Raw genomic sequence first — 20,752 nt, 5'->3', positions numbered from 1 at the left:
ACGACCTGCCGAAGGAGGAGTCCTGATGCCGCGGACCCTCCTCGACCGTTCGGACGCGGTGCGCGCCCTCGCCGGCGTCTTCCGCCGCAGGGGTTTCGACGGTGCGTCGCTGTCGGTCATCCAGCAGGAGACCGGCATGGGGCGCGGCAGCCTCTACCACTTCTTCCCCGAGGGGAAGGCGGACATGGCGCGGGCGGTGCTGGCCGAGGTGCAGGCGTGGTTCGAGGAGCAGGTGTTCGAACCGCTGCGCACCGCGCAGGACGCGGACGCCGCCGTGGTGGAGATGGCGCGGACCGTGCAGGACTACTTCCTGTCCCGTCAGCGGGTGTGCCTGTTCGCCGTGATGGCTCTGGGCGGGGAGCGGGAGACCTACGCCGAGGCGGTGCGGACGTACTTCTCCGAGTGGGTGGGGTTGCTGGCCGGCACGCTGCAGCGCGCCGGGATCGCGGAGCGCGAAGCGGCCGATCTGGCGACGGACGCGGTCGCGACGATCCAGGGTGGTCTGGTCCTCGCCCGTGCCCTCGACGACGACGCCGTGGTGGTCGGCACCACGTCCCGCGCGGAACGCCGCCTGCGCGCCGCGCTGTCCTGATCCCGCGTCCCCCGACGCACCGCCGGGGTTCCCGTTGACACCCCCGCGCGGCGTCTGTACCTTTCAGTACACCTAGTACCAATCGGTACAACAAAAACTCCGAAAGGTGACACCGTGTCCCGTCCGCCCCTGCCGCCGTTCACCGCCGACTCCGCCGCCGCCAAGGCCCGCGCCGCCGAGGACGCCTGGAACTCCCGCGACCCCGAGCGCATCTCCCTCGCCTACAGCGAGGACAGCTGGTGGCGCAACCGCTCGACCTTCCTGCAGGGCCGCGCCGCCATCGTCGAGTTCCTCGCCGGCAAGTGGGAACGTGAACTGGACTACCGGCTCGTCAAGGAGGTCTGGGCCCACACCGACGACGTCATCGCCGTCCGCTTCGCGTACGAGTACCACGACGCCGACGGCCGGTGGTTCCGCGCGTACGGCAACGAGAACTGGCGCTTCGACGGGGACGGGCTCATGACCCACCGCCACGCGAGCATCAACGACGTCGCGATCGAGGAGTCCGAACGGAAGTTCCACTGGGACGCCCCCGGCCCCCGCCCGGCCGACCACCCCGGTCTGAGCGACCTCGGTCTCTGACGAGACGGGGCGTCACCGGGAGGGGCTCAGTGCCGGGCCAGCGCCTCGCGCACCGTCGACGTCACGATGAACTCCCCGTCGACGAACTCCCCGCACGGGCCACCGGCCGGCACCGCGTCCAGCGGGGCGGGCTGCCCCGCGAAGCTCACGACGTCGGGGTACCACTGGGAGATCCGCTCGGCCCCGCCCGTGGCGTAGTGCCCCACGACCACCGTCCGGAACCGGTCGGCCGTCGTGTTCGGGTCCGACCCGTGGATGAGGTTGCCGTGGAAGAACAGCACGTCGCCGGGTTCCATGACGACGTCCACCACGGACATGCCCTCCGGGACCGGGACCGTCTCGCTCGTGAACGACCTCGTCGTGTCGCTGGGGACCGGGCACAGCACGCCGACGCGGTGCGAACCCGGCACGACCCGCAGGCACCCGTTGGCCGGGTCCACCCGCTCCAGGGCCAGCCACGCCGCCACGCACGTCCCCGGTGAGACCTGCAGGTAGCGCTGGTCCTGGTGCAGGGCCTGCCCCCGGGCACCCGGGGGTTTGAAGTAGATCATCGTCTGCACGGCCAGGGGTTCCTCGCCCAGCAGGTGGACCAGGGCCCGGCGCAGCCGCTGGTCGAGCAGGAACTGCCGGCTGCGTTCGTCGCCGAGGTGCGGCTGCAGGAGTCGCGGCCGGCGGCGCAGCGGGTCCTCGGAGGTGGGGTCGAACTCCTGCGCGGAGGCGAACTCCGCGGTCCGGGTCGCGCCGAGGTGGTGCGCGTGCGCGTACCAGTCGGCCGCCTCCTCGCGGGAGAACAGGCCGCGGACCAGGACGTACCCGTCGCGGGCGTAGGCGCTGTCGGCGTCGTCGCTCATGGAGCCAGCCTGCTCGCCGACCGGGGCGTCTACCATCGACAGACGTGCCGAGGACCTGGAAGATCCTGCTGTGCGCGTAGACCCCGACGACGGGTTGCCCGCCCCGGGGCGACGGATCGTGCTGGGGCGCTTCGACGAGGTCCCCGGGTACCGGGTCCTGCGCCCGCGCGGACGGCCGGAGTGGATGCTCACCCTGACCCTGGCCGGCAGCGGACGGTTCCGGGTGGGGCGGAGCGAGGTCGTCGCGGAGCCGGGGGACCTCGTCGTCGTCCCGCCGGCCGTCCCGCACGACTACGCGGTGCGGGCCGGTGCCCGCCACTGGGAGTTCCACTGGGCGCACGCCGTCATCCGGCCGGAGTGGCGACCGCTGCTCGAGGGCGAGGGGCTGCACCGCATCGGCGTCCCGCCCACCCACCGGGACGCGGTGGGAACCGCGTTCGCCGAGGCCCTGGCCCACCGCCGCACCGGACGGCCGGTGTCCGACCGGCTGGCGATGAACTGCCTCGAACGCGCGCTGCTGCTCGTCGCCGACGCCCGGCAGGCGCCCTCCGGGGTCGGCCCCGTCGTCGCGCGGGTGCTCGAGCACGTCGACACCCACCTCGACGGGGACCTGTCCGTGCCGGCGCTGGCCGAGGTGGCGGGGATGTCGCCGTCCCGGTTCGCGCACGTGTTCGCCGAGCAGGTCGGGGTCCCGCCGCAGCGGCACGTCGAGCGCCGCCGCCTCGACCTCGCGGCCGAGCTCCTCGACGTCAGCGCCCGTCCCGTCGCCGCCGTCGCGCGGGCCGCGGGTTTCGCCGACCCCCTGTACTTCTCCCGCCGGTTCCGCCGCGCGCACGGACTGAGCCCCAGCGCCTACCGGGAACGGGCCGGGCGCGGGACGGGGTGAGCGTCGCGCTCACGTCCTCAGGTCCGCCTCCAGCCGGTCGAGCACCCGGCGCGCGGCGGTCGGGCCGGTGTTCAGGAAGAACGTGTCGTCGTCGACCTCGACGGCCCGGCCCGCCGCGACGACGGGCAGGGTGGGCCACAGGGGCAGGCGGGTGAGCTCGGTCTCGTCCCCGCCCTGGGCGGCGTAGAAGAGGTGGTCGCCGTCGACGAGGGCGAGTTCCTCCAGGCTGATGTCGCGGGAGGTGTCGTCGGTGAAGCCCTGCCCCGGCGGGCGCGGCAAGCCCGCGTCCTCGACCACCGAGCCGCTGAACGAGGCGACGCCGAAGACGCGGACCCGGTCACCGTTCTTGCGCAGGAGCGAGACGGTCGGCGCGCCGCCGAGCGCGGTCCCGAGCGCGGCCGCGCGCTCCTGGTGCTCCACCAGCCGGGCCCGGGCCTGCTCGCGCCGGCCCAGCGCGTCCGCCAGCAGCTGGAAGTCCTGCTTCCAGTACAGCCCCGTCCCCCGCGTGACCACGGTGGGGGCGATCGCCGACAGCTTCTGCTGCAACGGCCCGGCGTCCTTGCCGGCGGCGTTGACGAGCACGAGGTCGGGAGCGAGCGCGGCGAGGGCCTCCAGGTTCGGCTCGACGCGGCTGCCGAGCTCGGTGATCGCCCCCAGCGCCGCCGCGGACCCGCCGAACGCCTCCGCGAGGTAGGCGGGCACCACCTCGGCCCCCTCGCCGGCGGTCGCGCCGACGGGGACGAGCCCCAGGGTCAGGACCGCGTCCAGCTGGCCGGTCGAGATGACGACGACGCGCGCGGGGGCCCGCTCGATCGTCGTCCGCCCCGCCGCGTGCGTCACGGTGCGGGGGAAGACGCCGTCCGCCTGCCCGCTGCCCCAGCCGGCCGGCAGGTCGCGGGGGGTGACCCAGGTGCCGTCCGGGGGCGCGGCGGAGGGTGCGGCGGAGGGTGACCCGGTGCCCGACGGGGCTGCGGCCGTCGCGGGGCGGTCGGCGGCGCCACCGCACGCGACGAGCGCCGGAGCGCCGGCCGTGGCGGCGAGCAGCGTCAGGAGCCGGCGGCGGGGCAGGGCGCGGTGCGACGGGGGAGGGGGCACGAGGTGAGCTTAGCCTCACCTACGGTGACGACTCAGGTCAGCCGAGCAGGATCGATGCGCTCATCCCTCGACACGCCGGGCGCAGGGCCATTCCCGTCGGCGTGTCCGCTGATGAGTGCGTCGATCCTGCACACGCCCTCCGGACGCGTCGACGCCCGGCCCCACGAGGGGACCGGGCGTCGGCGCAGACGGGTGGGCGTCAGGCGCGCGGACGGCCCAGCGCGCGGTACGTCCAGCCCGCGGCGCGCCAGCGGCCGGGGTCCAGGGCGTTGCGGCCGTCGAGGATCCGCTTCTCCTTGACCAGCCCCGAGATCGTGGCCGGCTCCAGGTCGCGGTACTCCTTCCACTCCGTCAGCAGCAGCACCACGTCGGCGCCGCGGACGGCCTCCTCGACGGTGTCGGCGTAGGAGATGTCCGGCACGGCCTTGCGCGCGTTGTCCAGGGCCGCCGGGTCGGTGAGCACGACGTCACCGCCCTGCAGGCGGATCTGCGCGGCCACGTTCAGCGCCGGGGAGTCGCGGATGTCGTCCGACAGCGGCTTGAACGCGGCGCCCAGGACGGCGACCCGCTTGCCGATGAGGGAGCCGTCGCACACCTCACGGGCCAGGTCCACCATGCGGATGCGGCGGCGCATGTTGATCGAGTCGACCTCGCGCAGGAACGTCAGGGTCTGGTCGGCGCCGAGCTCCCCGGCGCGGGCCATGAACGCGCGGATGTCCTTGGGCAGGCAGCCGCCGCCGAAGCCGAGCCCGGCGTTGAGGAACTTGCGGCCGATGCGGTCGTCGTGGCCGATGGCGTCGGCGAGCTGGGTGACGTCGGCGTTGACCTTCTCGCACAGCTCGGCCATCGCGTTGATGAACGAGATCTTGGTGGCCAGGAAGGAGTTCGCGGCGACCTTGACGAGCTCGGCGGTCTGGTAGTCGGTGACGATCAGCGGCGTCCCGCGCTTGAGCGGGGTGGCGTAGACCTCGTCGAGCAGGGCCTTGGCGGCCTTGCCCTCGGTGGTGCCCTGCCCGCCGGGCACGCCGTAGACGAGGCGGTCGGGGGTCAGGGTGTCCTCCACGGCGTGGCCCTCGCGCAGGAACTCGGGGTTCCAGGCCAGCGCCGCACCCGGCTCGGCGTCGGCGACCTTGGCGGCCAGCCGGGCCGCGGTGCCGACGGGCACGGTGGACTTGCCGATGACGAGCTCCCCGGCGGCCACGTGCGGCAGCAGGCTGTCCACGGCGGAGTCGACGTACTTCATGTCGGCCGCGAACTCGCCCCGCTTCTGCGGGGTGCCGACGCAGACGAAGTGCACGGCCGAGCCGGCGGCCTCGGCCATGTCGGTGGTGAAGCGCAGGCGGCCGGTGGCCATGGTGCGCTCGAGCAGTTCGGGCAGCCCCGGTTCGTAGAACGGTGCGCGAGCGGCCTGCAGGGCCGCGACCTTCTCAGGGTCGACGTCGATCCCGATGACCTCGTGCCCCAGCTCGGCCATGCACGCGGCATGGACGGCGCCGAGGTACCCACATCCGATGACAGTCATCCGCATGGAGCGCACAGTAGCGACCCGCACGCACTCTGAGAACACGCTCTGCCGTCCGGACGACACCGGCCGGTGGAGCGTGTGGGTAGGGTGCCGGTGAGCCGGGAGGGTCACAGGTGGTTGAACACGTGACACTCCGCGACTCAAGCATCGGCCGTTCGGGGTCGAGACCATGAGCCACGGCACGTCCCCTCCGGAAGGTCACCATGCGCCTGCGTCCCCGCACCCTCGGCCTCACCGCGGCCCTCGCGCTGAGCACGGCCCTCGTGGCCGCCGCCGGCCCCGCCACCGCGTCCCCGGGCGTCGACCTCAAGGCCGCCCAGGCCAGCCGCGTCTACGGCGCCGACCGCTTCGGGACGGCCATCGCCGCCTCGAAGTCCTTCTCCGGGCAGCGGGCCGACGCCGTCGTGCTCACCCGCTCCGACACCTACGCCGACGCCCTCGCCGGCGCGCCGCTGGCCTCCGACAAGGGCGGCCCGCTGCTGCTCACGTCCCGCACGGCGCTGAACCCCGAGGTCGCCGCCGCGATCAAGGACGTCCTCAAGCCCGGCGGCACCGTGTACCTGCTCGGCGACGGCAACGCCCTGTCCAGCGGCGTCGAGGACTCGGTCAAGGCCCTCGGCTTCCCGACCCGGCGCGTGTTCGGCGCCGACCGCCTCGGCACGGCCGTCGAGATCGCCAAGCTGCTGCCCAGCGCCAGCACCGTCTCGGTCGTCAACGCCTGGAACTTCCCCGACGGCCTGGCCGCCGGGGCCCTCATGGGCGTCGTCGACACCGACTCCAACCACAGCATCGGGGCCGTCCTGCTCAGCGACGGCACCAACCTCGGCCCCACCACCCAGGGCTACCTCTCCTCGCGCACCTTCGACACCAAGCTCGCCGTCGGCGGCGTCGCGGTGACCGCCGTGCGCAAGTACCAGACCGGCTGGGCCGAGCTCGCCGGCCCCGACCGCTACGAGACGGCCTCCCTGGTGGCCAAGCAGTTCACCTCCAGCGCCTTCTTCAAGGACTCCACGACCGTCGTCGGGGTCGCGACCGGCGAGAACTGGCCCGACGCCCTGTCCGGGTCGGCGCTGCTGGCCTACGCCGGCGGCCCGATGCTGCTCACGGCCAAGAACTCGCTGCCCGCGAGCACCAAGAGCGCCATCGACGTCATCAAGGCCGACGCCGCGACCAACGGCAAGACCATCGAGGACGTCCTCGTCTTCGGCGACCAGAACTCGGTCTCCGACGCGGCGTACAACCAGATCGTCTCCGCCGTCGGCTGAGTGGTCGTCGTCCTCTGCGCCGCTCCTCAGCGGCGCAGGGGACGGGCCCGCCCGGCCCTCGTCGCGCACGACTGCGTCGGAGCGTCGAGGCCCGGTCGACCCCGTCGCGCCGCCTCGTCGCCGGCGCGTCCTCTGCGCCGCTCCTCAGCGGCGCAGGGGACGGGCCCGCCCGGCCCTCGCCGCGCACGACTGCGTCGGAGCGTCGAGGCCCGGCCGGACCCGTCGCGCCGCCTCGTGGCCGGCGCGCGAACCCTCTGCGCCGCTCGTCAACGGCGCGCGTCAGCCCTCCTGAGCAGGCCCGTCACCCTCGCGGTGGCGGGCCTGTTCCGGTGTCACGGCCTCGTCGAGCGCCAGGCGCCGCGCGAGCTGCGTGACGGTCTCCTCCAGCGCCTTCGAGCGCCGGTAGGACGACACGACGAACCCCAGGAACGCGATCACCAGCCCGTACAGCAGCAGGTCCGCGCCGCGCCCGACGCCCACGACGTTCGCGACGGCCGTCACCGCGGTCGGCACGAGGATGCTGGCCACCGCCAGCGCCACGAGCGCCGCCAGCAGCAGCCGCCGCACGGCCTGGTGGCGGGCGCCCGCGGTGCTGCGGACGAGGAACACGCCGACGACGAGCACGACCGCGATGAGCAGGACCTGGATGACGAGCACGACGACCCCTAGCCCAGCAGCGTTTCGACGAGGATGTTGACGCTGTTCAGCAGCGACTGGCCCTTGGAGCGCGAGTAGTCGGTGTACAGGACGTGCACGGGCTGCTCGGCCCAGCGCAGGTCCGAGCGGCCCACCTGGTGGACGATCTCGCTGGCGTGCGCCATCCGGTTGTGCCGGATCCGCAGCGCCGCCGCCCCGGCCCGGGAGAACACCCGCAGACCGTTGTGGGCGTCGGTCAGCCGCATGCCCGTCGTCCGGTTCGTGTAGACGACGGCCGCGCGCAGCACCACCCGCCGCAACGGGTCCAGCTCCGTCCGGCCGTCGAGGAAGCGGGTGCCGAACACGACGTCGAGGTCCTCGGCGTGCAACCGCACGACCATGGCGGCGGCGTCCTCGACGCGGTGCTGGCCGTCGGCGTCGAACGTCACCACCGAGCGGGTCAGCGGGTCGCGCAGGGCGTAGGCGATCCCCGTCTGCAGCGCCGCGCCCTGCCCGAGGTTCACGGCGTGCCGGACCACGACCGCGCCCGCGGCCTCGGCCTGCTCGGCCGAGGCGTCGCTGCTGCCGTCGTCGACGCACACGACGTGCCGGAACGTCGTGCGCAGCCCGCGCACGACGTCGCCGATGACGGCCGCCTCGCAGAACAGGGGCACCACGACCCACGTGTGGTCGAACCCCGGAGCGGGACGCTGCGGGGTGGGCGCGGGGGAGTCGGCTGAGGTCGTCACGGCCCGTCCATCATGGCCGGTCCCGCGACCCGGGTCGTGCATCGGCGAGGATGACGCGCGTGAAGTCCCTGCTGTCGACGGTCCGCACGCTGCTCTCGCTCCTGCCGGCCGGCAGCTCGCGGTTCGTGGCGGTCTACTGCACCGCCCAGGCGCTGCTCAGCGTCTTCGACGTGGCCGCCCTCGGGTTGCTGGCGGTGCTGCTGCCCGCCGCGGTCAGCGGGAACGGGCAGCTGGCCCTGGCCCTGCCGGTCCTCGGCGACCGCGTCTCCACGGTGCAGCTCATCGTCCTGATCTGCGTCGCGAGCCTGCTGCTGGTCGTCAAGTCCCTGACGCAGCTCGCGCTCGTGCGCTGGGGCGTGGTGCGGTTCGCCGAGCACGAGGTCGACGTCGCCGACCGGCTCGTACGCGCCTACCTGTCCGCGTCCTGGGCCTACCGGCTGCGGGCCTCCTCGGCGCGCGCGGTCCGCACGGTCGACGAGTCGCTGAACCAGGCGTTCAACGGCTTCCTCATGCCGTTCTCCAGCCTGGTCGCCGAGGTCGCCTCCCTCGTCGCGGTCGGGGTCGTCGTCCTCGTCGCCGCGTGGCAGACCGCGATCGTCGCCGCCGTCTACTTCGGGCTCGTCGCCGTGCTCCTGTACTCGGTGATCGCCAAGCGCGCCGCGGCGGCGGGCCGGCTGGCGACGTCGGCCAGCGTGGACACGATCCGCCTCGTGCAGGAGTCGTTCGCGACGACCAAGGAGATCACCCTGCGCGGGCGCGGCGAGCAGCTCGCCGGGGTCGCGCGCGAGGTCCGGGCCGGCAGCTCGCGGGCGCGCGGGATGGCGTTCTTCTACTCCGTCGGGCCGCGGTTCGTGCTCGAGGCCGCGCTGCTGGGCGGCTTCCTCGTCGTCGGCGGGGTCGCCGTCCTCACCCAGGGGGTCACCGAGGCCGTCTCGGCGATCGGGCTGTTCGCCGTCGCCGGGTTCCGCGTCGTGCCGTGCCTGACGCGGCTGCAGTCGGTGTTCGCCACCATGCACGCCCACGAACCCAACGCGCACGAGGTGCTCGACGCCCTGCGGGAGACCGGAGCCGCCGGCCCGACCCGCCCCGAGTTCGCCCCGGTCGACCCCGCGGGGCTGGCCGCGGGGGCCGTCGAGATCGTCCTCGACGACGTGACGTTCACCTACCCCGGCAGCGACCGGCCCGCCCTGGACGGGGTCTCGCTGCGCGTCCCGGCGGGGGCGCGCGTCGCCGTCGTGGGGCGCTCGGGGTCGGGCAAGTCGACGCTCGTGGACGTCGTCCTCGGGCTGCTGGAACCCTCCTCGGGCCACGTGCGGGTCGGGGGCCACGAACTGTCCGACGTCGTGGCCGCCTGGCGCGGCCGCGTCGGCTACGTCCCGCAGGAGGTGGCGCTGCTCGACGCCGACGTCGCCGCGAACGTCGCGCTGTCCTGGCGCCCGTCCGACGTCGACGTGGCGCGGGTGCGCGAGGTGCTCGACGCGGCCCAGCTCACCGACGTCGTCGCGGGCCTGCCGCAGGGCACCGCCACCCCCGTCGGGGAGCGGGGGCTGCGGCTGTCGGGCGGGCAGCGGCAGCGGCTCGGGATCGCCCGCGCCCTCTACACCGACCCGACGGTCCTCGTCCTGGACGAGGCGACGTCCGCGCTGGACGCCTCCACCGAGGCCGCCGTGACCGCCACCGTCGCGGGGCTGCACGACGACGTGACGGTCCTCGTCGTCGCCCACCGCCTGGCGACCGTGCGCGACTGCGACGCCGTGGTGCTGCTGGAGGCCGGGCGGGTCGTCGACGTCGGGACGTTCGACGAGGTGGTCGCGCGGGTGCCGGACTTCGCGGTGCAGGCGGAGCTGTCGGGCCTGACGGGGGCCCCGGGCGCCTGAGGTGTGCGCCGGCTCTGGCTCCACCCGCGGTGCATCGTGGGAAACGGGCCGATCCGGACCGTTCCCGCCGGTGGGGCCAGAGCCAGCGCACGCAACCGTCCCGTCAGGGCAGCTCGGTGCGGACCCTGCGCAGCTCCGCGACGGCGGCGTCGATCAGGTCCTCGTCCAGCGTCCCCGCGCTCTCGACCCGCACCTCGTTGCGGCCCGGTTCCCGGGCGAACACCGTGACGGTCACCGTGCCGAGGACGGGTTCGGGCTCGGGCGGCCAGTGCGTCGTCGTGTCCGGGGTCCCGTCGTCGAACGACAGGGTCAGCGTCGAGGTGAACGCGCCGCTGCGGTCGTCGACGACGGTCGTCCCCGGGGTCCGGCGAGGGGGCCCGTCGGCGGGCCACGCGCGCAGGACCCGGAACCGGTAGCCGTCCTGGTCCCGCACCGCCTCGAAGGTGAAGGCCAGCTCCTGACCGACGCGGGGACCGTCCCCCACCGCGAGGGCCGAGCAGTGCACCCAGCAGCCGCCGGGGGTCTGCGGGCTGTCGACGACGCCCCAGCCCTCCTCCTCGGCCCAGCTCCGCAGGACTCCGCGCGTCGTCACGCTCCGAGCATGCCCGTCCGCAGGCGGTCGAGGACAGCGGGATCCACGCGCACCCCCGCGAGCTGCAGGGCCGTGAAGGCCGCACCGCCCAGCGCGCCGAGCTGCGTCGGGACGAGCTCGGCGCGCGAGCCGGCGAGGGCGTCGCCCAACCGCACCCGGAACGCGGGGTCCTCGGCGAGCGAGCCCACGCACCCCACCGGCACCGGGTCGACTCCCGTCAGCGGCGCGAGCAGCAGGACGCCGGTGGCGGTGGCGTCGGCGAGGCTGCGCAGGGCCCGGTCCGCGACCGGGGAGGAGCCGGCGAGCGCGGTCACCGCCGGGGCCAGGTCGCCGTAGCGCCGCTTGACGTCGTTGTACCCCGACTCCGCCAGCGCCAGCAGCCGGGTCCGCAGGTCCGGGCCGCCGAAGTGGTCCTCGACCCGGGCCCGCAGCCCGGCGTCGGCGGGGTCGGCCGGTCCGGTCAGCAACCGGTGCACGGCGTCGAACACGACGTGCCGCGCCCCGCCCGCGTAGTGCTGGAACTGCCCGCTCTCGACCTCCCGGCCGTCGACGTCGATCGCCAGGACCATCGACCCCGTCCCGGCGACCACGACGACGCCCGCCCGGCCCGCGAGCGCCCCGCGGTGGGCGACGACCGCGTCGTTGACGAAGACCGTCGGGCACGCCAGATCCGGCAGCGGGTAGAACGCGCGGGCCTCGTCCGCGGTGAGACCACCCTGGTTCGACCCCGCGCGGGCGATCCCCGAGACCCCGGCGGCGAACGCCCGCGCGCCGGCGGGGTCGAGCCCGTCCAGGGCGGCCGCGACCGTGCCCGTGAGGTTCGCCGCGGCCGTGTCGTCGTGCTGGTGGGCGCCGCCGGGACCGGTCGCGCTCGCCAGGAGGCGGCCGTCGAGGGCGAAGCAGCCCACCCGGGTCCCCGTGCCGCCGGAGTCGACGGCGAGGACGAAGTCGAGGCGTCGTCGGCTCACGGGCCGACCCTAGAGGTTCTCCCGCGCCCACACCGCGGCCGCGGTCCGGCCGCTGACCCCGAGCACGCGCAGCACCTTCCCGACGTGCACCTTGACGGTGTGCTCGCTGATCCCCAGCGTCCGCGCGATCTGCTTGTTGGCCAGTCCCTGCGCGACGAGCCCCAGCACCTCGCGCTCGCGCTCGCTGAGCCCGGCGGCCGGGTCCTGAGCCCGCCGGGAGGGCAGCAGCGCCCGCGTCACCCGCGGGTCCAGGGGGGCGTGCCCGGCGGCCGCCGCGCGGACCCCCGCCAGCACGTCGCGCGGTTCGGCGTCCTTCAGCAGGTACCCCACGGCTCCGGCGTCCAGGGCCCGGCGGACCTGCGCCTGGTCGATGAACGACGTCAGGACCACGACGGCCGTCGAGGGCAGGACGGCCAGCACCGCGGCCGTGGCGCTCACCCCGTCCACCCCGGGCATCGACAGGTCCATGAGGACGACGTCCGGTGCCGTCGCCGTCGCGACGTCGACGGCCTCGGCGCCGTCGGACGCCTCACCGACCACGACGAGGTCCTCCTCGGCGGACAGCAGCGCGACCAGACCGGCCCGCACGAGCCGGTGGTCGTCGACGACCAGCACCCGGATCACCTGGTCCACGAGGTCCGCACCTCCAGGGCCCATCGGGTCCCCGCGCCGGGGGCCGTGGCCAGCAGGAGCCGCGCACCGGACTGGCGGGCCAGGTCGGGCAGCAGCCGCAGGCCGAAGTGGCCCTCGTCGGCGGCCCCGGTCCGGGTGCTGGCGTCGAAGCCGACCCCGTCGTCGGCCACCTCCAGCCGGACCCCTTCGGGCCCGTAGTCGAGGTGGACGCCGACGGTCGTGGCCCGCGCGTGCCGGACGGCGTTGCGCACGGTCTCCTGCGCCACCTGGAACACCAGCCGTTCCCCGGCCTCGTCCAGGCCGCTGGGCAGCCCCGGACCGGGCAGGCGCAGGTCGAGGGCCAGCCCGTGCGAGCGCACCGAGTCCGCCAGGTCGCCCACGGCCGCGGCCAGCCCCGCGCTGGACAGGCTCGGGGGGTAGATGTCGACCAGCAGCGAACGCAGCCCCGCGATGGAGTCGCGCACGACCGACGCCGCCCGGTCCAGCGGTGCGGCCAGCTCGGGGTCCCCGCCCGCTCGCGCCGCCGACGCCGACACCGAGTACGAGGCCGCCACGAGCTGCTGCACGACCCCGTCGTGCAGGGTCGCCGCGATCCGCCGGCGCTCCAGGGCCGAGGCCCCCACCGCGTCCTGCAGCAGGGCCTCGCGCTGGGACTGGCTGCGCCGCAGCCGGTCCAGCACCGTCAGCAGGAGCGGGACGAGGAGCACGACGAGCAGCAGCAGGCTCGTCACCAGCAGGCCCGCGAAACTGCCCCACAACTGCCCCGTGCGGGTCGTGACCTGCGAGTAGCGCGTGTACGTCTCGAACAGCAGCGGCTGCGCGCCCGGCGTCCACACCGGCCGGTAGACCTCCAGGAGCTTGCCGCGGCCGCGTTCGAACTCGTTCTCGGGACGGGTCAGGTCCGTGACCTCGGCCTCCAGGCGGGGTTCGGTCAGCGCCTCGAGCTCCTCGTCCTCCAGCGCGAACGTCCGCCCGACGAGGCGGGGTTCGTCGGAGTACACGACCCGCCCGCCGGCGTCCCACAGCTTGACCCGCACGAGCGCGTCCGTCGTCAGGACGCGCTCGCGCACGACCGCGTCCAGGCGCGCGCGGGCGGGTCCGGCCGCGGCCGGGTCGGGGGACAGCAGGTCGTCCTCGAGGACGCCCTGGACCACGGACTCGGCCAGCAGGTCGCTGACCTGCGCCGCCGCGTTCACCGCCTCGCGCTCGGCGATCTGCCGGGCCAGCAGCAGGCTCGCGCCCGCGACGACGACGAGCACGACGACGGCCGTCGCGACGACCTGCGTCACGAGGCGCCGGCGGCTGAGGCCCTCGACCGCCGCCGCCCGGGGCGTGCCGTCGGCCAGGACCTGCCACGGCGGCGTGCTGACGTGCTCCACCCTGCGAGTCTGCCCCGGGCGGCGGGGATCAGCGGTCGCCGCCGCGGTCGTCGCCGCCGCGGTGGCCGCGGTCGTCGCCCCCCCGGTCGCCCCCCCGGTCGCCCCCCCGGTCGTCGCCGCCGTGGCGGCCGTGGTCGTCCGCGGTGGCCGGGGCGGTGCTCCTCGGGGTGCTCCCCCCGGTGCTGCCCGCGGCGGTGATCCGGTGGTCGGCGGTCGTGCCGTCGTCGGAACCGCGACCCCGGCGGTCGCCGCCGTGGTCGTCCGTGGTCGGCGCAGCGGTGGGGACGGACGTGGGGACGGACGTGGGGACGGCGGTGGGGACGGACGCCGGCACGGACACGGGCCGGGGCGTCGTGCGGTGGTCGGCGGCGGTGCCGTCGTCGGAGCCGCGACCCCGGCCCCGGTCCCCGCCGTGGTCGTCGACGGTCGCGGTGGCCGAACCGGTCGCGGTGGGGGGCAGGGCCGTCGCCACCGCAGCCGGCACCTGCACCGGGACGCTGCGGCTGAGAGCGGGGTTGCCGGTCAGGCCGAGGACCGCGGGCACGACCGCGGCGGTCGCCGCGCCGGCCACGAGGAGGATGCGCTTCACGAGAGGTTCCCTTCGTCGTCTGTCGGACGGCTCCATGGACTCGCGGGCCCGGTACGAGCGGCAATCAGCTCTTGGTGCTACTACCTCTCCTCCCGCCACCGGCCGCGGCACGAGCGAGCGCCGGGTGCGGCGCGTCGATGATCACCTGGCCGGTGGGTAGGGTCACCGATCGTGTCGACGCTGGTCCGCATCGCGACGCGGACCTACCCGCCGGACGTGGGGGCCGCGCCGTTCCGCCTGCGTGCCCTCGCCCGCGCGCTCGTCGCGCGCGGCTGCGAGGTCGAGGTGCTCACCACCACCGGGCGCCCGGTGCCCGACGACCCCGGCGTCCGGACCCGCCGCGCGCCGGTCCTGCGCGACGGCCACGGCGTCGTGCGCGGCTACCTGCCGTACCTGTCCTTCGACGTCCCGCTGACCGCGCGGCTGCTCACCGGCCGCCGCCCCGACGTCGTCGTCCACGAGCCCCCGCCCACGACCGGTGTCGTCACGCGCCTGACCTCCCGGCTGCGCGGCACCCCGTACGTGTCCTACCTGCCGGACGTGTGGTCCCAGGGGGCCGTCGCGGCGGGCGCCCCCCGGCCGGTCCTCAAGGGCGTCGAGCTCGCCGAGCAGCTCGCGCTGCGCGGCGCCGCCCGGGTCCTGGCCGTCACCGCCGGCATGGCCGACGAGGTCGTGCGCGGTGGGGTCGACCCCGCGCGGGTCCGCGTCGTCGGCAACGGCGTCGACGTCGAGGTGTTCCGTCCCGCGACTCACCCCGCGGCCGGACCCGCTGCGGGACCCGCCGCCGCCCGGGGTCTGCGCGTCGTCTACAGCGGCACCATGTCCGAGTGGCAGGGCGCCGAGGTCCTCGTGCGCGGCTTCGAGCTCTTCGCCCGGCAGCACCCCGACGCGCGGCTGACGATGGTCGGCGGTGGCGTCGACGTCGCGCGGCTGCGGGCGCTGGCCGTGCCCGGGGTGGACCTGCCCGGCACCGTCGCGCCCGAACGCGCCGCCGCCCTCCTCGCGGGCGCCGACGTGGCGCTCGCCTCCCTGGTGCCCGGGACGGGGTACGACCTGATGTCCCCGACGAAGATCTTCGCGGCCACGGCCTGCGGGACGCCCGTGCTGTTCGCGGGCGTCGGCAGCGGCGCCGACGTCGTGCGCGAGCACGGTCTGGGGTGGGTCGTCGACCACGACACCCGCGCCGTCGCCGACGCCCTCGGGCTCGTCACGACCCCGACCCCGCAGCGACGGGACGCGCTGCGGCAGTGGGCGCTGGCCCACGGGTCCCTGGCCGCCGCCGCCGAGCGCGCCGCCGACGCCGTCCTGGAGGCGGTGTGAGCGGGCGATGAGCGTCATCACCGGCGGCACCCCCGCCGGGGACGTGCTCACGCTCGCCGTCGCGGCGCTGTGGGTGCTCGTGCCCGGGGCCGCGGTCCTGCTCGCCGGCGGCGTGCGCCGCCCCGCGCTGCTCCTGGGCGCCGCCCCGGCGACCAGCGTCGGCCTGTCCACCCTCGCCGCGACCGCCACGGGCCTGACCGGGACCCGGTTCTCCTGGTGGACCGTCCTGGTCGCCACCGCCGTCCTGGCGGGGGTCTGCGCCCTCGTCCGCGGCCGGCGCACCGCCCCCTTCGAGGACGGCCGGACGCCGCGCGGTCCCGCGATCGCCGCGGGTGCCCTCGTCCTGGCGGCCGCCGCGACGACGTGCGAGCTGTTCCGCCGCGGCCTGGGCACCCTGGCGACCCCGTCGCAGGAGCACGACACCATCACCCACACCCTGGTCACCGCGCGGATCCTGCGCACGGGGCAGGCCGCGCCGTGGAAGGCGCAGGCCCTCGACGTCGTCACGGGCGACCCCGCGCGGTACTACCCGAACGGCCTGCACCAGTGGGCCGCGCTCGTCGCGCAGACCCGCGGCGTCGACGCCGTCAGCGGCCTGAACGCCACGAGCGTCGTCGTGCTCGCCGTCGTCCAGACCCTCGGGCTGCTGGCCCTCGCCGCGACGGTGCTGCCGCGCCGGTGGCTGCCCGCGGGCGGGGTCGCGGCGGTCGCGGCCTCACTGGCCTACCAGCCGCTGCAGGCCATGCACCACGACTCCGGCGCGCTGCCCAACGCCGCCGCGATCGCCTTCGCCCCCGGCGTGATCGCCCTGCTGCTGCCGCCCGCGCACCGGCCCTGGCGAGGGGTGCTCGCGATGGTGCCGGCCGTGGCGCTCGCCGCCGCCGGGGCCGTGACCGTGCACCCCTCGGCGGCCCTCACCGTCGGCGGCGGGTTCCTCGGCGCCTGGGTGGCGCAGAGCACGCTCTCGACCCTCTTCGGTCCCGTCCCGGAGGCGCAGGGTGTGCGTCCGACCCCGGAAGGACGCTCGCGCGGGGTCCGGGGTGTGCTTCGCGCGGGGTGGGGGTGGCGCTGGATCGCGGGGCTCGCGCTCGCGGGGGCGCTGGCGGGGGCGCTCGTGGGGGCCTCGCTGCTGCAGGCCGCCTCGGCCGGCGGCGGGTCCAGCTCGCGGTTCGCGCGCGACATCCCCGTCGAACCGCTGACCGCCGCGCTGCACCGCGTCCTGGCGCTGCCGATGCAGGGCGGCATCGACCCGACCGCCACCCACGAGCAGTGGTGGCTCGCGGTCGCCGTGGTCGCCGGGGCGCTGCTGGCCGGGCGCAAGGCCGCGGCCGTCCTGGTCTGCTGGGCCGTCTGGTCCGCGATCGCCGTCGCCTACCTGATCGGCGCCCACGGCCCGCTCGTCGACCTCGTCTGGGACTCGGCGTGGAACTCCTACTACCGCGTCGTCGCGCACGGCAGCCCGTGGGCCTGGCTGCTGGCCGGGGTCGCGGTGGCGCGCCTCGCGGAGACGTTCGCCCGCCGCGCCGACGCGTGGGTCGCCGCCGCGCTGGGCGCCGTCCTGCTCGCCGGGGCCGGGACCGAGGCCCTGCCCACGGAGGTCCGGGCGCTGCGCGAGCGCTACGCCGCCCCCGCCTACCAGCGCGTCGACACCGACGACCGGGCCGCCGCCCGCTACCTCGCCGCCCACGTCCGGCCCGGTCAGCGCGTCCTGAACTCGGGCAACGACGGCTCCACCTACGACTACGTCCTGGAGGGTGTGCCGGTGATGGCGACCACGGCCGTGCCCACCACCGCCCAGCCCGACCTGCGGACCCTCACCCGGGACCTGCGCGCCATGACGCCCGAGGTCCGGGCCCTGCTCGCCCGCTACGACGTCGCGTACGTCGTCGTCGACGCCGACGCCCCCGGCCTGCCGCTCACCCCCGCCGACGCGGTGTTCTTCGGCGTGCCCGGCTACGCCGTCCCGCCGGGCCTGAGCGACCTCGACGCGGTCGCGGGGCTGCGCCGGGTGTTCACGAGCGGGACCGTGGGCGTCTGGGAAGTGCTCGGGCAGGGGAGCGGCGCGTGACCTGGCACCCTGTGGCGGTGCCTTCCGAACCGCGGGTGATCGCCGTCGTCGTCGCCTGGGACCGGCGTGACCTGCTGCTCGCCGGCCTGGACGGCCTCGCTGCGCAGACCCGCCGCCCCGACCTCGTCGTCGTCGTCGACAACGCCAGCTCCGACGGGTCCGCCGAGGCGGTGCGGGAGTGGGCGCGCCGGGACGACCTGCCCGTCGACCTCGTCGTGCTGCCCCGCAACACCGGCGGCGCCGGGGGGTTCGCCGCGGGCCTGGCCCGCGCCGTGCACCGGCACGGCGCCGACGCCGTCTGGCTCATGGACGACGACACCGTCCCCCGCCCCGGCGCCCTGGAGGCCTCGCTGCGGGCCCGGCGCGAGACGGGGTCCGCCGTCGTGGCCAGCCGGGTCGTGTGGACCGACGGGCGCGAGCACCCCATGAACACCCCGCGCGAACGCCCCGGGACCTCGGCCGCCGAGCGCGAGGACGCCCGCGCCGCCGGGTGCGTGCCGATCCGCTCGGCCAGCTTCGTCGCCGTGCTCCTGGACGCCGCCGCCGTGCGCGCCGAGGGCCTGCCCGAGGCCGCGTTCTTCCTCTGGAACGACGACTTCGAGTACACGACGCGCCTGCTGCGCACCCGCCGCGGGGTCTCCTGCCCGGCCAGCGTCGTCGAGCACCGCACGAAGACGTTCGGGTCCAGCGACGCCGACCCGGGGGAGCGGTTCGTCCTGGAGGTGCGCAACAAGCTGTGGACGTTCACGCGCTCGCGTCCTCTCGGCGCCCGCGACGCCGCCCTCTACGGCGGGGCCACGCTGCGCCGCTGGGGCCGCACCATCGCGCGCTCGCAGCGCCGGGACGTGCTGGTCAGGGGCCTGGTGGACGGGCTGCGGCAGGGGGTGGGCCGTCCCGAGCCCACCGCGCACGTGCTGCGCGACCTCGGCGAGGTGTCCGAGGACGTGCGCGCCGTCGAGCTCGCCGCCGGCCGCCCCCTCACCCCCGCGATCGAGGGATCCCCGGCAGCGATCAAGGACGAACCAGTCCTCGATCGCGGTGATCTGGTCCTCGATCACCGCGGGTCGCCGCGGTTCTCCGTGCTGCTGCCCGTGTGGGCGCGCGACGACGCCGAGCAGCTGCGGCGGGCCGTCGCCAGCGTGACCACCGACCAGACGCTGCGCCCCGACGAGGTCCTCGTCGTGCGCGACGGCCCCGTCCCGGCCGACCTGCAGAAGTCCCTCGACGCGCTCGACGGCACCGACGGGGTGCGCGTCCTGGCCCTGCCCGTCAACGTCGGTCTCGCCCGCGCCCTGGAGGAGGGGCTGAGGCACTGCACCTTCGACGTCGTGGCCCGCATGGACGCCGACGACGTGAGCCTGCCCGACCGCTTCGCCCGCCAGCTGCCGCTGATCGCCGCCGGCGCCGACCTCGTCGGGGCCGGGCTGCTGGAGATCGGCGCCCACGAGGACGACGTCGTGGGGCGCCGCGTCCCGCCCACGGGGGCGGCCGAGATCGCCCGGTACGCCCGGTTCCACGACCCCTTCAACCACCCCACGGTCGTCTACCGGCGCAGCGCCGTCGCCGCCGCCGGCGGCTACCGCGACCTGGACCTCATGGAGGACTACTGGCTGTTCGCGCGCATGATCGCCGCCGGCGCCCGCGTGCAGAACCTGCCCGAACCGCTCGTGAAGTACCGCGTGGGAGCCAGCCCCGACGCCGGGTCCTACGCCCGGCGCGGGGGCCTGCGGCTGTTCCGCTCCGAGCTCACCCTGCAGCGGCACCTGCGCCGTGAGGGGTTCACGACCCCCGCGCAGGCCGTCCGCAACGTCGCCGTCCGCGGCGGCTACCGCTTCGTCCCCACGCGCGTCCGCACGATCGCCTACCGGGCGCTCATCGCCAGAGGAGGTGGGCGGTGACCGCCGTCACCGACACGCAACCCCCCGCCGACACCCGGGCCGCCCAGCGCCTGCCCGAGGTCCGCTCCATCACCGGGCTGCGCATCGTCGCCGCGGTCTGGGTCCTGCTCTTCCACTGGAAGTTCACCCCCCTGCCCGACTGGCAGCGCGTGCGGGCGTTCCTGACCCCGGTCACCGACTCCGGCCACCTCGGCGTCGACCTCTTCTACGTGATCTCCGGCTTCGTCATCACGCTGACCTACCTCGACAAGCTGGGCCGGCGGCCCTCGCTGTCGGGGTGGTGGCGGTTCTGGTGGGCCCGCGTCTGCCGCGTCTGGCCCGCCTACGCCGTCGTCGTGGTCCTCTTCGGGTTCTGGCTGCTGTGGCGGCGCAGCGTCGACCCCGCGTTCTACGCCTACCAGGGCGTGCAGCCCTCGCTGCGCTGGACCGCGTGGGTCGAGCAGCTCCTGCTGGTCCAGCTGTGGCACCGCCCCGACTTCGACGGGGCCAGCTTCGTCGGCGCCACCTGGTCGGTCTCGGCGGAGATGGCCGCCTACGTCGCCTTCCCCGTGCTCGCGCTGGTGCTGCACCGGCTGCGGCGGCTGCCGTGGTGGTTCCTGTTGCTGGGGGCCGTCGCGCTCATGGCCCCGGCCGCGCTGCGCAGCTACCAGACGGGCGTCATCTACTGGGACTACTCCTGGCTGGAGCGGATCTTCACGTGCTTCGGCGCCGGGGCCCTCGTGTGCCTGGCGGTGCGCAAGCTGCAGGCCGGGCCCGTCTCGGCGCAACGGGCCGCGCTGTGGGCCCCGCGCGTCGCGTGGTTGCTCGTCGTGGAGTCGGTGCTCGTCGTCGGGTGGGCCGCGGGCCGGCCCTACGACCGCTTCGCCGTCGTCGCCGTCCTCTTCCCCCTGCTCGTGGGGGCGCTCGCGCTCACCGACCGCGGCCCGTCGGCGTTCCTGTCCCGGCCCGCGGTCGTGCTCGGCGGCCGGATCTCGTACAGCGTCTACCTCGTGCACGTGCCGGTCTACGAGATCTTCTGGACCTTCCAGAAGACCGTCCCGCAGATCGCGCCGGGCGGTCCGTGGACGAGCTTCCTCGTGCCCAACCTGCCGATCGTCGCGATCGGGCTCGGGTGGGTCCTGTGGAGGTTCGTCGAGGAACCCGCCCGCCGCCGCCTGCGGCGCGTGAGCCTGGCGCGACCCGTCCCGCGTCGGTGACCGGGCGCGGCGCGCGGGACGGCTACGCTGACGCCACCATGCCCGAGCACA

Annotated in this window: 19 protein-coding genes; 9 read left to right on the top strand and 10 right to left on the bottom strand. The window is 75.4% G+C overall.

Features of this window, described 5'->3' with window-relative positions; all coding sequences use genetic code 11:
* The first annotated feature begins 25 nt into the window (after positions 1-25).
* Both CLV37_RS19240 and CLV37_RS19235 read left to right on the top strand, forming a co-directional pair.
* On the top strand, positions 26-592 hold the full coding sequence (locus tag CLV37_RS19240) for a TetR/AcrR family transcriptional regulator (protein ID WP_106213422.1): 567 nt from the start codon (positions 26-28) through the stop codon (positions 590-592).
* 114 nt (positions 593-706) lie between these two features.
* Positions 707-1,174, top strand: coding sequence for a nuclear transport factor 2 family protein (locus CLV37_RS19235; RefSeq protein ID WP_106213420.1), 468 nt, complete (start codon positions 707-709; stop codon positions 1,172-1,174).
* 26 nt (positions 1,175-1,200) lie between these two features.
* Here the strand turns inward: CLV37_RS19235 and CLV37_RS19230 are convergent, their stop codons facing one another.
* Positions 1,201-2,025, bottom strand: a complete 825-nt coding sequence (locus CLV37_RS19230; protein WP_170127371.1) for a phytanoyl-CoA dioxygenase family protein — start codon at positions 2,023-2,025, stop codon at positions 1,201-1,203.
* A gap of 70 nt (positions 2,026-2,095) precedes the next feature.
* Here CLV37_RS19230 and CLV37_RS19225 point away from each other — a divergent pair, with 70 nt between their 5' ends.
* On the top strand, positions 2,096-2,911 hold the full coding sequence (locus CLV37_RS19225) for a helix-turn-helix domain-containing protein (protein WP_170127370.1): 816 nt from the start codon (positions 2,096-2,098) through the stop codon (positions 2,909-2,911).
* Positions 2,912-2,920: 9 nt separating this feature from the next.
* Here CLV37_RS19225 and CLV37_RS19220 read toward each other — a convergent pair whose 3' ends face one another.
* Together CLV37_RS19220 and CLV37_RS19215 are read right to left on the bottom strand one after the other, a co-directional pair.
* Entirely contained in the window at positions 2,921-4,006 is a 1,086-nt protein-coding gene (locus tag CLV37_RS19220) for an ABC transporter substrate-binding protein (protein WP_211298780.1), read from the bottom strand.
* A gap of 199 nt (positions 4,007-4,205) precedes the next feature.
* Complete coding sequence (locus CLV37_RS19215) at positions 4,206-5,534, bottom strand: nucleotide sugar dehydrogenase (protein WP_106213530.1); 1,329 nt, start codon at positions 5,532-5,534, stop codon at positions 4,206-4,208.
* 200 nt (positions 5,535-5,734) lie between these two features.
* On the opposite strand from CLV37_RS19215, the gene CLV37_RS19210 reads away from it, so the two are divergent.
* Positions 5,735-6,796, top strand: a complete 1,062-nt coding sequence (locus CLV37_RS19210; RefSeq protein ID WP_106213414.1) for a cell wall-binding repeat-containing protein — start codon at positions 5,735-5,737, stop codon at positions 6,794-6,796.
* A 279-nt stretch (positions 6,797-7,075) separates the two neighbouring features.
* Here the strand turns inward: CLV37_RS19210 and CLV37_RS19205 are convergent, their stop codons facing one another.
* Both CLV37_RS19205 and CLV37_RS19200 read right to left on the bottom strand, forming a co-directional pair.
* The gene (locus tag CLV37_RS19205; protein ID WP_106213412.1) at positions 7,076-7,453 is read right to left on the bottom strand and encodes a DUF2304 domain-containing protein; all 378 of its coding nucleotides are present in this window, start codon (positions 7,451-7,453) and stop codon (positions 7,076-7,078) included.
* An 8-nt stretch (positions 7,454-7,461) separates the two neighbouring features.
* Positions 7,462-8,181 carry a glycosyltransferase family 2 protein gene (locus CLV37_RS19200; RefSeq protein ID WP_245885490.1) on the bottom strand — a complete coding sequence of 240 codons (720 nt, stop codon included), beginning with the start codon at positions 8,179-8,181 and terminating at the stop codon, positions 7,462-7,464.
* 59 nt (positions 8,182-8,240) lie between these two features.
* Here CLV37_RS19200 and CLV37_RS19195 point away from each other — a divergent pair, with 59 nt between their 5' ends.
* Entirely contained in the window at positions 8,241-10,058 is a 1,818-nt protein-coding gene (locus tag CLV37_RS19195; protein ID WP_211298778.1) for an ABC transporter ATP-binding protein, read from the top strand.
* 103 nt (positions 10,059-10,161) lie between these two features.
* Here CLV37_RS19195 and CLV37_RS28175 read toward each other — a convergent pair whose 3' ends face one another.
* From CLV37_RS28175 to CLV37_RS19170, 5 genes are read right to left on the bottom strand one after another with little or no spacing between them, the layout of a single operon-like run.
* Positions 10,162-10,650 carry a hypothetical protein gene (locus tag CLV37_RS28175; protein ID WP_211298777.1) on the bottom strand — a complete coding sequence of 163 codons (489 nt, stop codon included), beginning with the start codon at positions 10,648-10,650 and terminating at the stop codon, positions 10,162-10,164.
* Positions 10,647-11,618 carry a BadF/BadG/BcrA/BcrD ATPase family protein gene (locus CLV37_RS19185; RefSeq protein WP_106213408.1) on the bottom strand — a complete coding sequence of 324 codons (972 nt, stop codon included), beginning with the start codon at positions 11,616-11,618 and terminating at the stop codon, positions 10,647-10,649. The genes CLV37_RS28175 and CLV37_RS19185 overlap by 4 nt, the downstream gene beginning before the upstream one ends.
* A gap of 9 nt (positions 11,619-11,627) precedes the next feature.
* Positions 11,628-12,251, bottom strand: coding sequence for a response regulator (locus CLV37_RS19180; protein WP_245885489.1), 624 nt, complete (start codon positions 12,249-12,251; stop codon positions 11,628-11,630).
* Complete coding sequence (locus CLV37_RS19175) at positions 12,239-13,630, bottom strand: sensor histidine kinase (protein ID WP_106213406.1); 1,392 nt, start codon at positions 13,628-13,630, stop codon at positions 12,239-12,241. Before CLV37_RS19175 ends, CLV37_RS19180 begins: the two co-directional genes overlap by 13 nt.
* A gap of 28 nt (positions 13,631-13,658) precedes the next feature.
* On the bottom strand, positions 13,659-14,219 hold the full coding sequence (locus tag CLV37_RS19170) for a hypothetical protein (protein ID WP_245885488.1): 561 nt from the start codon (positions 14,217-14,219) through the stop codon (positions 13,659-13,661).
* 171 nt (positions 14,220-14,390) lie between these two features.
* Here CLV37_RS19170 and CLV37_RS19165 point away from each other — a divergent pair, with 171 nt between their 5' ends.
* The 4 genes from CLV37_RS19165 to CLV37_RS19150 are packed head-to-tail and all read left to right on the top strand — an operon-like array spanning position 14,391 to position 20,701.
* The gene (locus CLV37_RS19165; RefSeq protein WP_211298776.1) at positions 14,391-15,539 is read left to right on the top strand and encodes a glycosyltransferase family 4 protein; all 1,149 of its coding nucleotides are present in this window, start codon (positions 14,391-14,393) and stop codon (positions 15,537-15,539) included.
* 7 nt (positions 15,540-15,546) lie between these two features.
* The gene (locus CLV37_RS19160; RefSeq protein ID WP_106213400.1) at positions 15,547-17,607 is read left to right on the top strand and encodes a DUF6541 family protein; all 2,061 of its coding nucleotides are present in this window, start codon (positions 15,547-15,549) and stop codon (positions 17,605-17,607) included.
* Positions 17,608-17,624: 17 nt separating this feature from the next.
* Positions 17,625-19,505, top strand: coding sequence for a glycosyltransferase (locus CLV37_RS19155; protein WP_106213524.1), 1,881 nt, complete (start codon positions 17,625-17,627; stop codon positions 19,503-19,505).
* Positions 19,502-20,701: an acyltransferase family protein gene (locus tag CLV37_RS19150; protein WP_106213398.1), complete on the top strand. Its 1,200-nt coding sequence runs from the start codon at positions 19,502-19,504 to the stop codon at positions 20,699-20,701. The genes CLV37_RS19155 and CLV37_RS19150 overlap by 4 nt, the downstream gene beginning before the upstream one ends.
* Positions 20,702-20,752: the final 51 nt, after the last annotated feature.

This window comes from Kineococcus rhizosphaerae, from assembly GCF_003002055.1.
Lineage (GTDB): Bacteria > Actinomycetota > Actinomycetes > Actinomycetales > Kineococcaceae > Kineococcus > Kineococcus rhizosphaerae.
This window is presented reverse-complemented; position numbering and strand designations above follow the sequence as displayed.

What these genes read in the sequence shown, in the direction of transcription:
- CLV37_RS19240 (WP_106213422.1), top strand. Translation starts at nt 26, where the DNA reads ATGCCGCGGACCCTCCTCGACCGTTCGGACGCGGTGCGCGCCCTCGCC.
- CLV37_RS19230 (WP_170127371.1), bottom strand. Translation starts at nt 2,025, where the DNA reads ATGAGCGACGACGCCGACAGCGCCTACGCCCGCGACGGGTACGTCCTG.
- CLV37_RS19210 (WP_106213414.1), top strand. Translation starts at nt 5,735, where the DNA reads ATGCGCCTGCGTCCCCGCACCCTCGGCCTCACCGCGGCCCTCGCGCTG.
- CLV37_RS19215 (WP_106213530.1), bottom strand. Translation starts at nt 5,534, where the DNA reads ATGCGGATGACTGTCATCGGATGTGGGTACCTCGGCGCCGTCCATGCC.
- CLV37_RS19160 (WP_106213400.1), top strand. Translation starts at nt 15,547, where the DNA reads ATGAGCGTCATCACCGGCGGCACCCCCGCCGGGGACGTGCTCACGCTC.